This is a genomic window from Peribacillus deserti (genome assembly GCF_002863585.1).
GTDB classification, from domain to species: domain Bacteria; phylum Bacillota; class Bacilli; order Bacillales; family DSM-1321; genus Paraperibacillus; species Paraperibacillus deserti_A.
On sequence record NZ_PGUY01000032.1, the window covers coordinates 1 to 14,551 of the forward strand.

A 14,551-nucleotide genomic window follows, 5' to 3' on the forward strand; every position below is an offset into this window, starting at 1 on the left:
TCGCTTTCCGCGGGGCGGGCGCTGAGCCTCCTCGGCTTCGCCTGTGGGGTCTCACCTGTCCCGCTACTCCCGCAGGAGTCTCGCACCTTACATTCCAATCAACCTGTTTAACAATAGAATAGATTCACAAACTTAGTAAAAAACAACAATCTTTTAGAAAAGAGCCTTTAGAAAAGAGACTAAATAAAAATATGGAGTTGTAACGTGGGACCTCAAAGAGAAAACTTTCATGAATTTTGTACTTCTTAAGGTCTCATATCCTACTTTGTACTAGTGGTTCTTTTTGCAGGCTAAAAGCCTTTTGCAATGCCAGGGCAGCACCATCATGGTCATTATCCTCAGTAACCCAATCAGCGGCTTGTTTAACACAATCAGGTGAATTTCCCATAGCAATTCCTAAGCCGGCTTCCATTAACATTTCAATGTCATTGGTTCCGTTACCGATCGTCACAACCTCTTCTGGAGATATTCCGAGCTTCTTGATGACAGGTAAAATTCCCGTCCACTTAGAGCCGGCAGGAAATACCTCCAATCGGTCTCCCTCATCGAAACTGGCGGCTTCGCTGATTTGCGTTTGAAGTTCGTTCCGATGTTTGGAATCGAGATAAAGAGCGAGACGGTGAGCATCACGATTTGTATCAATGATAGTTGAAGACTCTGCAAAAGGCAGCAGGTACTCCGTTTTCATCCCAGGACGATTGGAAAGGGATCTTCGATCGGAAAAGTGTATAAAGGTTCCATTAAGATCATGGGTTGTACGGCAAAGAAAGTAAGCCAATTCTGCTGGTATTTTTGCATCATGGATAATATGGTTATTTAAAATGGAATATCCGCCGTTATAAGTAACATATATCGAACAATTAAATTGTTTTCCATGTATGATGGAGCCATCCAAAGAACGTCCGGTAGCCAGAGCCACTAAAACACCCTTTTGCTGGAGTTCCTGGATCGTCTTTAGAAGATTTTCATTCAGTTCTTCTTTGGAGTTTAATAGAGTACCATCTATATCTATAAAAACAATGCGAAACATTTCACAGCACCTCTTTTTTAAATGGTTGTTTATAATCATAAGATTCTCTCGTTTACATACTAACCAATATACAATTTTTTGTACATAGCTAATGGATAAGTCTCTCGATTTAATCCATAAATAAAATAATATTTTGAAAAAATGGTTGTAAACGTTTTCTATCGGTGCTACACTACATGTGTAATATACAAAAAATCGTATATTGAATCGAGTGGTGAAAATGATTGTGGGAAAATCTTTATTCTAAGCAGGGTATTATTTTACAAAAAATAGCTGAAGATTTGTTATTCATTGAATTGAATGAGCGAGTGCCAAAGGTCAGTGACTTTTCTGAAAAATTTGGAGTGGGACGCGGCACAGTTCAAACAGCGTTAAAAATATTAGAGAACGAGGATTGTATCAGATTGGAGCCGAGGGGACATCTCGGGACATTTCTTAGATACAAAAATGTCGCTCATTTATTAAAGTATACAGGTGCTAATCTAGTCCAAGGTGTAATGCCCCTTCCTTATTCAAAGAAATACGAAGGTCTTGCAACAGGTCTTACTTCTGAATTGGAGAATTTGGATCTATCCCTTAATATAGCTTTTATGCGGGGGTCCAGACTTAGGCTTGATGGGGTGAAAGAAGGAAGGTATGATTTCGCACTTGTGTCCAAGTATTCTGCCATCGAGGAATTAAAAGAGGATAAAAATCTTAGGATTGCGTTGGAATTCGGTGAAAAGACATATGTCTCAGAACATGCTGTGATTTTTTCGGATCCTAAGAAGAAGAAACTTGCTGATGGAATGAAAGTAGGTATAGACAGTTTTTCTACTGACCAAAAAATATTAACGCAGGTCGAAACAAAAGGATTAAACATCGAATATCTGGAGTTTAACTATATGCATCTTCTGCAGCATATAAAAGCACATACCATTGACGCCATGATCTGGAATGTAGATGAAATTGATTCAGCATCATTAAGTATTCAGCCGCTGGCTTCACCGCTTGCCATTCAATATGAGAAACAAATGAATGAAGCGGTATGTGTCATCAAAACGGACAATCGTAAAATGGACTATATCATCAATCTTTTATCACCAGCAAAAATTGTTGGAGTTCAGTCCCGGGTGGTTATGGGAGATGAAATACCGAAGTATTAATTTTTTTTCATAGAAAATACAATTATTTGTATATTCTTTGAAGGAGGTGAATGCCCGGAAGATTCGCGGCTCTTATCACATACTTAGATTACGTAATAATTGTAATAATAAATGGCAAAACGAAGGGGGACAGCAATATGGATTCCAGCTTAAAAGAGAGAGTAGACTTATTGCATGACACAAACCAAATGAGTGATCAAATTTATCAACAGCTGCCTGGGATTTTTGATAGAGTTGAAAAATTTCTGGGTGTTAAGCTTCTTGAGGAGAACGCGGGCTCTTTTGCAAGCCATATCTCGGTTGCTTTACAAAGAATTTCCGAGGGGAAGCCTGTTTCCGAAATATCCGGTGAACTACAAACAGTAGTAAAGGAAAACCCTGATTTTTACGAATTTGCAAAGGAACTATTATCTGAGAAAGCTAGTGAAACAAATATCGATGCTGAAGCAGCATTTATCACTTTATATTTCTGTTTATTATCTGGAAAGGAGAATGCATAATGTTACGAATTGTAGTTGGAGGACTTAAGAAGGATATCACTGAAAGAAGCGTTAAAGCAGAAGGAGGAAAACACGTACAAGTAACCGTTACATCTGATTTTGAGGGAGCTAAAAAAGTAAAAGCCGGGGATGCGGATTATTATATTGGAGCATGTAACAGCGGCGGCGGTGCTGCACTTTCCGTTGCAATAGGGATCCTTGGATACGGAAATTGTTCAACTGTTGCTAAGGCGGGAGGAAAACCTAAGGCAGAGGAAATTCAAAAATTGGTTGACCAGGGGAAAATCGCCTTCGGAATTGCAGTAGAAAGTATCGAAGAAGCTGTACCTCATATTATCCGGGCTTTACTAAAAAAACACGGTCTCGTATAGGAGGATCTAAATGGATATCTTACAAAACACATCCTTTATGGAAATAGTGGTGATTGTACTGCTGACTGGTTTGACAGCAGTAGCAGCCCATCTAGGGAAATCAGTCTTCCATGATGGCATAAGACCGATTTTACCGGAATTCCTTGAAGGAAGAATGAAACGTTCAGAGCTTGCTTCGATTTCCTTCGGTTTAAGTATCGGATTTATCGTGTCAGTCGGTCTTTCATTTGCGATCTCTTTCAAAATGTTAAACCCATGGCTGCTATTCCTGCCTACTGATATTCTAGGGGTTCTGGCAACAAGATGGTGGATCGCCGCACTTTTAGGCGGAGGCTGGGGATTGGTTGCTCTATTTGGCTTAACAGGTGTTCAGGCAGCCTTTACGATGCTCCCAATCGATTTGCTGGGCTCTTTAGGGGAACTATCGACACCAGTGCTTGTAGCTTTCACAGCGTTCCCAATTATCGCAATATTGTATCAATTCGGCTGGGTGCGGGCACTTATCGCAGGAATTCTTGCTTTAATTGTCCGCCAGCTGCTGCCGGTATTTGGCGGTGTGTTTACTGAACGAGCAAACGAGGAAGTAGAAAAGGCGCGTCAATTAGCGGATATTACTTTTCCAAAAGATGCTGATTTTGCAGCAAAAATAAGCGCACTGAAAGAAGCTGCGGGTCAAAATAATCAAATACAGGATTTGATCTCGGAAGCTTCCAATCATTTCTCCCTAGGTTCAACCATTGGCGGATTTACGATGCAGATTGCCGTGTTGATGCTAATGGGTATGATTCTGTTAATCAGTTTTGCGGTTGCGAAAGATTTAAAGAATAAAAACGATATTGCTATTGATAGTGAAGAAGAAAATATTTTTGCTGCGAGAACGAAGCGGATTTTCAAAGGACTTCCAATATTAGCGGGTATCGGTGCACTATTGGCCGTAGCTGCAAACATGGGATTGATGACAGGTTCCGAGGTTTCCGGTCCGATTCTGCAGCAGGCATGGCAGTCTACAGGACAAGAGCAAAGTGACCTCCTGCAAAGTGCAGCTATCGCTGATATTATCAGGGGAATCAGCTTTATTCCATTAATCGTTACGACAGCCCTTGCGACAGGTGTTTATGGGGTAGTTGGTTTGACATTTGTTTTCCCTATTGGATATTTATTGCCTAATCCAATTCTTGCCGGCGTAGTCGGTGCACTATGGATCTGTCTTGAAGTAATCGCTTTACGCGGGATTGGCCGATTCCTGCAGCGCTTCCCATCATTACGGGAATCATCGGATAACATTCGTTCTTCCATGAACTCAATGATCGAGCTTGCCCTGTTCATTGGTGGTGCATTTGCCGCTATGAAGATGGCACCGGATGCAGTTGGATTGTCATTAACCATTTATGTACTATTATATGCTGCAAACGAAGGACTCGGCCGTCCAATCATGAAGCTGGCAGCAGGTCCGGTTGCTATCATTATTACAGGTATCATTCTAAATCTACTATATTTCCTTCACTTAGTATAATCGCTGATTAGGATCAGCAACAAATGGGGTCTGCGCAGACACAGTACTTTTATCTAAAACTTTGAGAGTTATAGACTAAAAGGTATGGAATGTCAGACCCCTTATAAATCCCGGTAAGGAGAGATTGAAATGAACATTCAAACAGTTACAGGGAAATTATCACCGGAAGTTATGCTAAAAACGATGATCCATGAACATCTTGTTTTCGATCTATCAGGTGTACGGAAGGAAAAAGATAAGGATTCCATGCTGGAAAACGATTCTTCACTTGATCAAGAAATTGAAATGCTTAAAAATTCCGGATGTAATACGATCGTTGAAGTATCAAATATTGGAATGGGAAGAGATGCGGGAGCACTTTATGATATTGCCAATAAACATGATTTGGTCGTCATTGCGTCAACTGGATTTTATAAAGAGTCTGTCTATCCAGCATTTGTATTTGAAAAATCCGCTGAAGAGCTGGCTGATATCATGATCCGGGATATCTGCGAGGGAATGGATGGGACAGACATCAAGGCGGGATTAATTGCAGAAATCGGAAGCAGTCTCAATGAGATTACGAAAACGGAAGAAAAAGTGTTCAAGGCTGCCATTATGGCACATAACCGCACAGGAGCGCCTATCAGTACTCATTGTGAGATCGGAACAATGGGAAAAGAGCAGTTAGCTCTATTTCAGAAAGACAATGTAGTGATGAAAAGCGTCTCATTTGGGCACCAGGATTTGAATGAAGATATGGAAGAACAACTCCTATTGCTGCAAAGCGGTGCCTACATTCAATTTGATACTATTGGCAAAAACAGCTACAGGGAAGATTCTGCGAAAGTAAAAAATCTACTTGTTCTATTGGATAAAGGATACGAAAACCAGATTATGCTTTCGTGTGATATCACAAGAAAATCGCATTTAAAACAAAATGGAGGGCATGGCTATAACCATTTGTTTGAGAACTTCATCCCTGCACTAATGGAAAGTGGAGTTTCTAATGAAATTATTGATAAAATGCTGGTCCAAAACCCACGGGAATTCTTAGCGTTTAAATAACCGGATGCAGGAAGGATGGTTCATCGATGGGAAAGGGACAAGACATAAATAGAAGATTTGCGGGGTCCGTTTTAGAAAATATGTCTTTAGAGGAAGCGAAAGAGCTCCAATTTAGAATGATGGATGAAGTGACGAAGGAATTTCAGAACAACGAATTCTTTCAGATTGGTGATGTCGGGCTTCACCCGGAACATCAACGGCCTTTAATGACAGCGCGAATCGAAAGAGTGCTTGCAGGAACCTTCGGGGCAGAGGCGTGTGCGTTAGTGAGAGGAAGCGGAACAGGGGCTATCCGGATCATTCTCAGCACCCTGCTGGAACCTGGGGATCAGTGCATTGTACATTCTGCACCCATGTATACAACCACCAAAGAGACATTCCGCTTAATGGGATTAAAACAAAATAGTGTGGATTTGAATGATCAATCAGCTCTTTTGAAGGTGCTTGAACAGGACGCATACTCGAAGGTAGTTTATGTGCAGCATTCAAGGCAGCAGCCTGGCGATATGTATGATCTAAAAGAAATCATTTCGATCATAAAAGAAAAGCGTCCAGATCTGCCTATTGTCGTTGATGATAATTATTGTGCCATGAAAACAAAACACATTGGAACTCAATACGGTGCGGATTTTTCTGCCTTTTCAGGCTTTAAGTTATTAGGGCCGCAGGGAATTGGCATTATTCTTGGCAGCAATGAAACCATACAACGCTTGCACGAACGAAATTACTCAGGCGGGGGTCAGGTCCAGGGGTTTGAAGCACATGAGCTGCTTCGCAGTCTCGTGTTTGCACCGGTGATGATCGCTATCCAAAATGAGCAGGTAGAGGAATTATGCAAGCGGTTAAATAATGGCGAAGTTCAAGGAATTAAGGATGCATATATCACGAATTCACAATCCAAAAACGTCATTGTCGAGTTCGAACAGCCAATTGCACAGAAGGTCATTCAACTGGCTTCTAAATATGGAGCTGCCACATATCCAGTAGGGGCTGAGTCCCGTTATGAGCTTGTTCCAATGATATACCGGGTTTCTGGCAGCTTCCTCGAAAGTATGCCTGAACTAAAACTGCATGGCGTAAGGGTGAATCCCATGAAGTCTTCTGCCAAAACAGTCATTCAGATTTTACTAAACGCAATAGAAGAAATATCAAGGGGATGACAAGCCCATGTTTATTAATATGACATTGAAGCGAAATCAAGGATTAATTAAATCTGCAGTGAAGCTGCACCAGTCGGGACAAATACCTGCCAATACCTATGTAATCGATTTGGATTCACTTGAGCATAATGTCAAAAAGCTCAGTGAATCTGCCGCTGAGCATGGACTTAATTTATATTATATGACTAAGCAGATCGGCAGAAGCGGTTTTGCCGGCCATATCATTGAGAATTCCGGAATCGAACGTGCGGTGGCTGTCGACATCGATGAGGCATTTGAATTAAAAAAAGAAAACTGCCATATCGGAAACATCGGCCATATCGTACAGCCGGGTAAAAATCAATGGAGAGAGGTGTTAACTGATTTAGAACCTGAAGTTGTTACACTATTTTCTGTTGAGCGTGGAAAACAGCTGTCCGAAGCAGCTGAAAATCTTGGCTTCACTCAGGATGTGATCCTGCGGGTTCTTAAACAGGAGGATATGATCTATCCAGGTCAATTCGGCGGATTCATGCTGGACCAGCTCGAAGATTCTTTGGATGAGTTAGTAAAACTAAAGGGAATCCGCGTGATTGGGATAACGAGTTTCCCCGTTTTGCAAATCAATACGGAAAAAACGGGTTTTAATTTCACTTCAAACATCGATACCCTTAAGCAGGCGCGGGTTATTCTGGAAAATAAGGGGATTAAGGTGACCCATGTGAATGCTCCGAGTGCTACCAGCTGTTATACAATTCCGATGCTTAAAGAAATGGGAGTCACTCATGGTGAGCCTGGTCATGCGTTGACGGGAACAACACCGCTTCATGCGTACAAGGAAGATCTCCAGGAAATTCCCTGTATTGTATACGCATCGGAAATTTCACATATGGATGACAGCCACGCATATACCATCGCAGGCGGTTTTTACGCTCGATCAAATATGGAAAACGCTCTATATGGAAGCAATGAAACAGACATTGTCAAACAGAGGACAAAAGTAGACTTTGTTTCTCCTGAAAATATTGATTACTATGGCGCATTACAAAGGACGGGAGATATGAGTGTTGGAGACACTGTCATCTATGCATTCCGTACACAAATCTTTGTAACCCGTGCGCACGTTGCATATGTAAGGAACGTAAACTCCCAGAATCCTGAACTGGTTTACTTACAAAGAAGGGGGATGTAAGGATGAGCAGGATTACACTGCTTGTTTTAGATGGGTTTGGAGTCGGTGCTATGGAGGATTGCAGGCAGACAAAGCCTGAAGATATTTATGCTCATACGTATAAGCATATTAGGGAAGAAGTCGATTTAAACATTCCGGTTTTATACAGTCTTGGATTAAGTAAGATCGTGGATGAAATAGGTACACCTAAGGCTGCATATGGCCGCAGTAACCTGGCCCATCCTGGTGCGGACACGTTTATGGGTCATCAGGAGCTTATGGGAAGTAAACCGCAGGAATCGAACAAGAGATTGATGAAGGATGTCGGGCCGCGCATTCAAGAGGCACTTGAATTAAAGGGGTATGAAGTAACGAATCCGATTGAAGGCGCAACTATTTTACTTGTAAACGGCTCTGTTGTAGTGGGGGATAACCTTGAATCACAGGTAGGCAATATTATTAATGTAGTCGGCGATCTTAAGCAGTTAACCTTTGAGGAACTGACGAAAATCGGTAAAATTGTGAGAGCAAATGTGGATACGAGCAGAGTCATTGTATTTGGTAATGAAAAGTCGGATATTGAAACCATACTTTCTGTTGTTAAACAAAAAGGTGTTCAGTGGGGTGTCGATGCTCCAAAAGCCAATGTATATGGAGAAGGCTATCAGGTTCTTCACTTAGGGTATGGTGTCGATTTTGAAAAACAATTCGCCCACATTGCCGAAAAAAATCATCTACCGGTCTACCGAATCGGAAAAACTGCTGATGTGATTCAGGCAGAGGGTTTTAAGGATCCTGTTGTGAAGACAAAAGATGTTCTTGAAACCTATCGCGAGCTCTATTTTAAAAGCGAAGAGAATGCAATATTTCTTGTTAATGTCCAGGAGACAGACCTGGCGGGGCATAAAGAAGACAGTGACTGGTATAAGGAAGTATTAGAGGTTTCTGATCAGTTTCTGGCCTCATTTATTCCGGAATTAAGTGAGCAGGATATCTTGATCATTACGGCTGACCACGGCAATGACCCAACAATTGGCCACTCTAACCACACACGGGAACAAACCCCTATACTTGTTGTAGGTAAAAAAGTAAAACCAGTTTCCATAGGAACTAGGGAAACAATGGCGGATATCGCAGCAACAATGGCGGAATTCACAGGAGTCCCAAACCCGGAATTTGGCAAGAGCTTCTTAAAGGACATTCTGCACTAATGAATGGATAGCTTTTTAACGAGAGGTGAAGAGAATGAGACTTGTTAAAGTTAAAGGTTATGAAGAAATGAGTGCTTTTGCGGCCGGCCGCATCCTGGAAAAAATAAAAGGATCACAGGAGGTAACCCTGGGACTTGCTACAGGCGGAACACCTGTGAGGATGTATGAATTGCTGGTTCAAGATTATAAAAGGAACCAAACATCCTATCGGCATGTATTTACGTATAACTTGGATGAGTATGCAGGAATCCCTTCAGACCATCCAAATAGCTATTATCAATTTATGTTTCAGCATTTTTTTAATCACGTGAATATACCAAAGGAAAATATTCATATCCCCCAGGGTCTCACCACTGATTTACATCAAGAAGCGAAACGTTATGAAAAGTTGATAGATAAGATTTCAGGGGTTGACTTACAAATACTTGGCATTGGGGAAAACGGTCATATTGGTTTTAATGAACCTGGTACCCCTTTTACTAAAGAAACACACGTCATTGAGCTGACGGAATCCACCAGGCAGGCTAACGCACGCTATTTTGACCATGAAGATGAGGTGCCGACGCATGCCATTACTATGGGGATAGCAACCATTTTAAAAAGTAAGGAAATATTGCTTCTGGCATCAGGGGATAAAAAAGCAGAAGCCATTTATCAAATGTTTTCAAAAGATCACGATGTGGAGTGTCCGGCTTCAGCATTAAAAACGCATCCTAATGTACTGGTGATTGCAGATGAAAAAGCTGCTGCCAGGCTTGAATCCTGGATGTCCATAAAATCACCTTAAGACAGCTATTTCACGGAGGTATGTATCCACCCTGTGAAGAAGCTAAGGCATAGAATGTGAATATATGATCAAGTATAATAAAGGGAACGGGGTGGCTTAGAATTTGAGCCAGCCCGTTACTTTTATGATGAAGATTTGTTTCTCAGCCGAGGATGGTATATGGTTAAGAAGAATAAACGTACAGAGGTGGAAGCAGAATGAACTCCAATTTGAAATTTGATTTTCATACGCATCACGATCGCTGCGGGCATGCCCGAGGCACCATTCGGGATTATATAGAAGCAGCTATAAAAAAAGGTCTCCATATCATAGGCATTTCCGATCATTCTCCGTACTTTTCCAGTGATGAAGACCAGTTGTATCCCCACATCGCTATGGCAAAGAGCGCCTTCCCGGAATATGTAGCAGAAATACTGCAGTTAAAAGAGGAATATAAAGGGAAGATTGAAGTACTGCTGGGTGTGGAATCTGACTTCTTTCCAAAGCATGCCGATGTATACCGCACACACTTAGACAAATATCCATTTGACTACATCATCGGGTCTGTTCATTATGTTGATGACATCAGCATTTTTCATAAGGAACGCTGGGCAGGGCTAACTGATCAGCAGAAAGTTCAAACCAAAGAGAATTATTATAAACTGGTAGAACACTCCGCCCGAAGCGGAATGTTTCAGATTCTTGGACATATTGATGCGATGAAGGGATTCTATCCTTCTTTTTCATCTATTCAAACAGATGCAATTGAACAGACATTAAAAGTGATCTCAGAGTACGACATTGCCATAGAGGTAAACACATCAGGCAAAACAAAGGATTGCGGCGGCTGGTATCCTGCCGACGAAATCCTGGAGAGAGCCCTCCACTACGGGGTAAACATTACATTTGGTTCTGATGCCCATGACCCGGAACGGATTGGTGATGACTTTGAACTGGTACAAAAGCGTCTGAAAGAGATTGGGTTTAAAGAGTGGGTCTTTTTTAGGGAGAAGAAGATGCAGCTAGTGCGTCTATAAAAAGAATCGCAATGAAGAACTTATTGAGCTGCAAAAACGGCGTCCCTTTTTAATAAGAGGCTGTTGATTGCAGCTAGCAGGCACTCGCTTTCCGCAGGGCGTTCCGGGAGCCTCCTCGGCATTGACGCCTGTGGGGTCTCCCTTGGCCCGCTTTTCCTGCAGGAGTCTCGCATATCTGTTCCAATCAACATCGTGCAAAAATCAAGAATGACCTTTAACATAGCCTTTTTTTAAGGCTTGGCTTTTAGAAATGATTCCTATTCTTACCCGCTTTTCAATTTAGGTATCATTTCGGCCTATTAAAAATTGGGCTGCGGCCGCCTGTTATCATTTTCAGCTGGCTTTCATTTTAAACAGGGTAAAAAAGTATTCACATTTGTAAAACTATGATATAGTCAACTAATAATTCACAGTAATATACTAAGATAAGTCGGTTATAAAAAACTATATCGTTCATCAGGAGGCAATCAATGGGTATACCAAAACCTTTGGTTCAACTCAACCAATTATTTATTGTAGTAAGTGTGCTGGCTGCATTGTTATTTTTTAAATTTATTCTGTTCATTCCATTTGTTATAGGCGTTTACACTTTAATAACAAAAAAGAACCCGGTAATTTTACTGGGTAAGAAAATGCTAAAAAAACCGTTATCCCAATATATAATGGAGGACAAAGACCAGCAGCTCTTTAATCAATGGATCGCCACCGTGTGTCTTGGATTATCAATAACGTTTTTCCAGCTTGGATTGCATTCTTTAGCCTATGTATTTAGTATAATGGTGCTATTGGCTGCCGGGATTGCACTTATGGGTTTTTGTGTTGGTTGTTTTATAAGATTTCGATTTATGATGTGGAAACATAAAAGAAGCTTACTAAAATGAGAGTAATTTATACAAGAATGTAAAACCCCTTATCGTTCGTTGATTTTAACATCGATAAGGGGTTTTTTTGCATGCTTTTTTTCGTTGATTTTCCAGTCAGTCTATTTCGGCCATCTACATATATTATCTGACGAAAGTTTTTTTATCCAAACTATTGCATGGAAAAATATTTAACTGATAATATAGATATATTAGAAAATTTAAAAAAATATTTCTAAATTGGAAGGTAGAGGGGTCGATATGATGAAAAAGCTTGCCGCTATACTGTCATCCTTTATGGTGATTATGATGCTAGCAGCTTGTGGTTCGGAGACGGGGAAAGAAGAAAAGGCGAGCGGGTCGGCTGCTGGCGGGGATGAGAAGAAGACCATCCGGGTTGTTACCGATGCAGCTTATGCACCTTTTGAATATTTGGAAGGGGATAAAATCGTCGGTTTCGATGTGAACTTTCTGAATGCAGCTGCCAAGGAAGCAGGCTACGATGTTAAATTGGAGCATGTAGGCTGGGATCCTTTGTTTGTGGAGTTAAAAAGCAAACGTGCCGCTGCAGGTATTTCCGCTATAACAATAGATGAAGAAAGAAAACAGACCTATGATTTTTCTTCCCCCTATTTCCTATCCATCAACAAAATCCTTGTGCCAGAGGGAAGCGATATTAAATCAGCAGATGACCTGAAAGGAAAAATCGTTGCGGTACAAAGCGGTACAACGGGTCAGGCAGCAGTTGAGAAGCTTTTGGGCAAAAATCATAAGAATATCAAAAAATTTGAAAATAACAACCTGGCCATTATGGAGCTCATCAATAAAGGCGCAGATGCTGTAGTGGCGGATAATGCGGTAGTAGAAGAATATGCAAAGAACAATCCGAAGCAAAAGCTTAAGGTTGTAGAGGATCCAGACACCTTTGATGCTGAATTCTACGGAATTATGTTCCCGAAGGGCAGCGAACTGAAAGCCGACTTCGATAAGGCCATCGCTGCGATCCTGGATAATGGGACCTATGAGAAAATCTACAAAGAAAGGTTCGGGACGGCACCGGACCTGGAAAAGCTAAAACAAGCAAAGTAATACTCAATAAATTGCGCAGCACCCAGTGCCTGCGCAATTTTACCTATACGGAGGAATTTAGATGGATTTTCGTTTTGACATAATTATGGAATATGCACCCTATCTGTTAAAGGGGACTCTGATAACGATTGGATTATCCCTGGCTGGCATTATAATAGGAACGGTTCTGGGGTTATTTATTGGGCTGGGGAAAATGATGCGGAATAAATATCTCGCCTTTCCATTTACGGTATATATCACTGTATTTCGAGGAACGCCATTGCTTGTCCAGGTATTATTGATCCATTTTGGAGTAGTCCCGTTCTTTACAGGGGAAACAAATGCGGTGGCGGCTACCATCATAGCGCTGTCGTTGAATGCGGCAGCTTATATTGCTGAAATCTTCAGGGCTGGGATTGCTTCCATTGACAGGGGACAAATGGAGGGCGCAAGATCACTGGGTCTTACCCATGTCCAATCTATGAGACACATCATATTACCACAGGCATTCAAACGGATGATACCTCCTCTTGGAAATGAATTCATCGTATTGATCAAGGATTCGTCGCTTGCTTCAGTCATTGCCGCTCCAGAATTAATGTATTGGGGCCGCGCCATGAGCAGCCAATATTTCCGTACATGGGAGCCCTATCTGACGGCGGCTGTCATATATCTGATATTGACACTGCTTTTAAGCATATTATTACATAGTTTAGAAAGAAGGCTGGCTACGGAATGATAAAGGTCCAATCATTAAGGAAATCGTTTGGGGAACATGAGGTACTAAAAGATATAAATGTTGCGATAAAACCCCAGGAGGTCGTCGTGGTGATCGGTCCTTCGGGATCTGGTAAATCTACCTTCCTTCGCTGCATAAACTTATTGGAATCCATTACGGCAGGCCATGTCCTGATAGAAGGAAAGGATATTACCGATAAACAAACAGATATAAATAAAATAAGGGCTGAAGTAGGAATGGTGTTTCAGCACTTCAATCTATTTCCCCACAAAACAGTCTTGGAAAATATTATGCTGGCTCCTTTAAAGGTTAAAAAAGTGGACAAGGGCCAGGCAAGGGAAAAGGCATTACGTCTTCTGAAAAAAGTAGGTCTTGAAGAAAAAGCGAATGTGTATCCTGATTCTTTATCAGGCGGGCAGAAACAGCGTGTCGCCATTGCCAGGGCTTTGGCAATGGAACCGAAAATCATGCTGTTCGATGAACCAACTTCAGCCCTTGATCCGGAAATGGTTGGAGAAGTGCTGGAAGTCATGAAGGAGCTTGCAAGAGAGGGAATGACCATGGTTGTGGTAACCCATGAAATGGGATTTGCCCGTGAGGTAGGCGACCGTGTCCTTTTCATGGACGGAGGCTATATTGTAGAGGAAAATGTCCCAAAACAGTTGTTTGAATCACCACAGCACCAACGTACAAAAGCCTTCCTGAGCAAAGTACTATAAAAGTTAAAGAGAGAAGCTGGCAACCGCTGGCTTCTCTTTTTATTGGCTGTTTTCGCAAAACTTTGTTGTTATTGAACAAGGGGTTGATTGGAACGTGAGGATGCTCGCTTTCCGCGGGGCGGGCGTCGAGCCTCCTCAGCTCCGCCTGTGTTTTCTCGCACCTTCCATTCCAATCAACCTGTCTACCAATAGGTGAGTTCACATAAATTATTGAAAACAACAATCTTTTAGAAGG

Annotated in this window: 15 protein-coding genes; 14 read left to right on the forward strand and 1 reads right to left on the reverse strand. The window is 41.6% G+C overall.

All coding sequences use genetic code 11. The annotated features are described in order from the left end of the window. Positions 1-253: 253 nt before the first annotated feature. On the reverse strand, positions 254-1,030 hold the full coding sequence (locus CUU66_RS10660) for an HAD family hydrolase (protein WP_180955251.1): 777 nt from the start codon (positions 1,028-1,030) through the stop codon (positions 254-256). A 224-nt stretch (positions 1,031-1,254) separates the two neighbouring features. Between CUU66_RS10660 and yhfZ the strand changes: the two genes are divergently transcribed. The 14 genes from yhfZ (at position 1,255) to CUU66_RS10735 (ending at position 14,316) form a co-directional block, all read left to right on the forward strand. Continuing rightward, positions 1,255-2,175 carry a GntR family transcriptional regulator YhfZ gene (yhfZ, locus tag CUU66_RS10665; protein WP_101641917.1) on the forward strand — a complete coding sequence of 307 codons (921 nt, stop codon included), beginning with the start codon at positions 1,255-1,257 and terminating at the stop codon, positions 2,173-2,175. 137 nt (positions 2,176-2,312) lie between these two features. Continuing rightward, positions 2,313-2,675 (forward strand): PRD domain-containing protein, encoded by a 363-nt coding sequence (locus CUU66_RS10670; RefSeq protein WP_101641972.1) that lies wholly within the window; start codon positions 2,313-2,315, stop codon positions 2,673-2,675. After that, positions 2,675-3,046, forward strand: coding sequence for a DUF2620 domain-containing protein (locus CUU66_RS10675; protein WP_101641919.1), 372 nt, complete (start codon positions 2,675-2,677; stop codon positions 3,044-3,046). Before CUU66_RS10670 ends, CUU66_RS10675 begins: the two co-directional genes overlap by 1 nt. A 10-nt stretch (positions 3,047-3,056) precedes the next feature. Then, positions 3,057-4,559 (forward strand): YhfT family protein, encoded by a 1,503-nt coding sequence (locus CUU66_RS10680; protein ID WP_101641921.1) that lies wholly within the window; start codon positions 3,057-3,059, stop codon positions 4,557-4,559. A 129-nt stretch (positions 4,560-4,688) separates the two neighbouring features. Continuing rightward, complete coding sequence (locus CUU66_RS10685; RefSeq protein WP_101641923.1) at positions 4,689-5,606, forward strand: phosphotriesterase family protein; 918 nt, start codon at positions 4,689-4,691, stop codon at positions 5,604-5,606. A gap of 26 nt (positions 5,607-5,632) precedes the next feature. Further along, on the forward strand, positions 5,633-6,766 hold the full coding sequence (locus tag CUU66_RS10690; protein WP_101641925.1) for an aminotransferase class V-fold PLP-dependent enzyme: 1,134 nt from the start codon (positions 5,633-5,635) through the stop codon (positions 6,764-6,766). A gap of 7 nt (positions 6,767-6,773) precedes the next feature. Then, positions 6,774-7,937: a YhfX family PLP-dependent enzyme gene (locus tag CUU66_RS10695; RefSeq protein WP_101641928.1), complete on the forward strand. Its 1,164-nt coding sequence runs from the start codon at positions 6,774-6,776 to the stop codon at positions 7,935-7,937. Positions 7,938-7,939: 2 nt separating this feature from the next. After that, positions 7,940-9,127 (forward strand): phosphopentomutase, encoded by a 1,188-nt coding sequence (locus CUU66_RS10700; protein WP_101641931.1) that lies wholly within the window; start codon positions 7,940-7,942, stop codon positions 9,125-9,127. A gap of 34 nt (positions 9,128-9,161) precedes the next feature. Next, positions 9,162-9,914, forward strand: a complete 753-nt coding sequence (gene nagB, locus CUU66_RS10705; RefSeq protein ID WP_101641934.1) for a glucosamine-6-phosphate deaminase — start codon at positions 9,162-9,164, stop codon at positions 9,912-9,914. Between the two features lie 197 nt (positions 9,915-10,111). Next, positions 10,112-10,930, forward strand: coding sequence for a histidinol-phosphatase (locus CUU66_RS10710; RefSeq protein WP_180955252.1), 819 nt, complete (start codon positions 10,112-10,114; stop codon positions 10,928-10,930). Positions 10,931-11,400: 470 nt separating this feature from the next. Continuing rightward, a complete protein-coding gene (locus CUU66_RS10720; RefSeq protein ID WP_101641940.1) occupies positions 11,401-11,811 on the forward strand; it encodes a DUF4395 domain-containing protein in 411 nt (136 codons plus the stop codon). Between the two features lie 243 nt (positions 11,812-12,054). After that, positions 12,055-12,879 (forward strand): basic amino acid ABC transporter substrate-binding protein, encoded by an 825-nt coding sequence (locus CUU66_RS10725; protein WP_101641942.1) that lies wholly within the window; start codon positions 12,055-12,057, stop codon positions 12,877-12,879. A gap of 61 nt (positions 12,880-12,940) precedes the next feature. Then, a complete protein-coding gene (locus CUU66_RS10730; RefSeq protein ID WP_101641945.1) occupies positions 12,941-13,597 on the forward strand; it encodes an amino acid ABC transporter permease in 657 nt (218 codons plus the stop codon). Next, complete coding sequence (locus CUU66_RS10735; RefSeq protein WP_101641947.1) at positions 13,594-14,316, forward strand: amino acid ABC transporter ATP-binding protein; 723 nt, start codon at positions 13,594-13,596, stop codon at positions 14,314-14,316. Before CUU66_RS10730 ends, CUU66_RS10735 begins: the two co-directional genes overlap by 4 nt. Positions 14,317-14,551: the final 235 nt, after the last annotated feature.

Coding starts and splice junctions, on each gene's coding strand:
- CUU66_RS10670 (WP_101641972.1), top strand. CDS start 2,313: ATGGATTCCAGCTTAAAAGAGAGAGTAGACTTATTGCATGACACAAAC.
- CUU66_RS10730 (WP_101641945.1), top strand. CDS start 12,941: ATGGATTTTCGTTTTGACATAATTATGGAATATGCACCCTATCTGTTA.
- CUU66_RS10675 (WP_101641919.1), top strand. CDS start 2,675: ATGTTACGAATTGTAGTTGGAGGACTTAAGAAGGATATCACTGAAAGA.
- CUU66_RS10695 (WP_101641928.1), top strand. CDS start 6,774: ATGTTTATTAATATGACATTGAAGCGAAATCAAGGATTAATTAAATCT.
- CUU66_RS10690 (WP_101641925.1), top strand. CDS start 5,633: ATGGGAAAGGGACAAGACATAAATAGAAGATTTGCGGGGTCCGTTTTA.
- nagB (WP_101641934.1), top strand. CDS start 9,162: ATGAGACTTGTTAAAGTTAAAGGTTATGAAGAAATGAGTGCTTTTGCG.
- CUU66_RS10680 (WP_101641921.1), top strand. CDS start 3,057: ATGGATATCTTACAAAACACATCCTTTATGGAAATAGTGGTGATTGTA.
- CUU66_RS10710 (WP_180955252.1), top strand. CDS start 10,112: ATGAACTCCAATTTGAAATTTGATTTTCATACGCATCACGATCGCTGC.
- CUU66_RS10700 (WP_101641931.1), top strand. CDS start 7,940: ATGAGCAGGATTACACTGCTTGTTTTAGATGGGTTTGGAGTCGGTGCT.
- CUU66_RS10725 (WP_101641942.1), top strand. CDS start 12,055: ATGAAAAAGCTTGCCGCTATACTGTCATCCTTTATGGTGATTATGATG.
- CUU66_RS10735 (WP_101641947.1), top strand. CDS start 13,594: ATGATAAAGGTCCAATCATTAAGGAAATCGTTTGGGGAACATGAGGTA.
- CUU66_RS10720 (WP_101641940.1), top strand. CDS start 11,401: ATGGGTATACCAAAACCTTTGGTTCAACTCAACCAATTATTTATTGTA.
- CUU66_RS10685 (WP_101641923.1), top strand. CDS start 4,689: ATGAACATTCAAACAGTTACAGGGAAATTATCACCGGAAGTTATGCTA.
- CUU66_RS10660 (WP_180955251.1), bottom strand. CDS start 1,030: ATGTTTCGCATTGTTTTTATAGATATAGATGGTACTCTATTAAACTCC.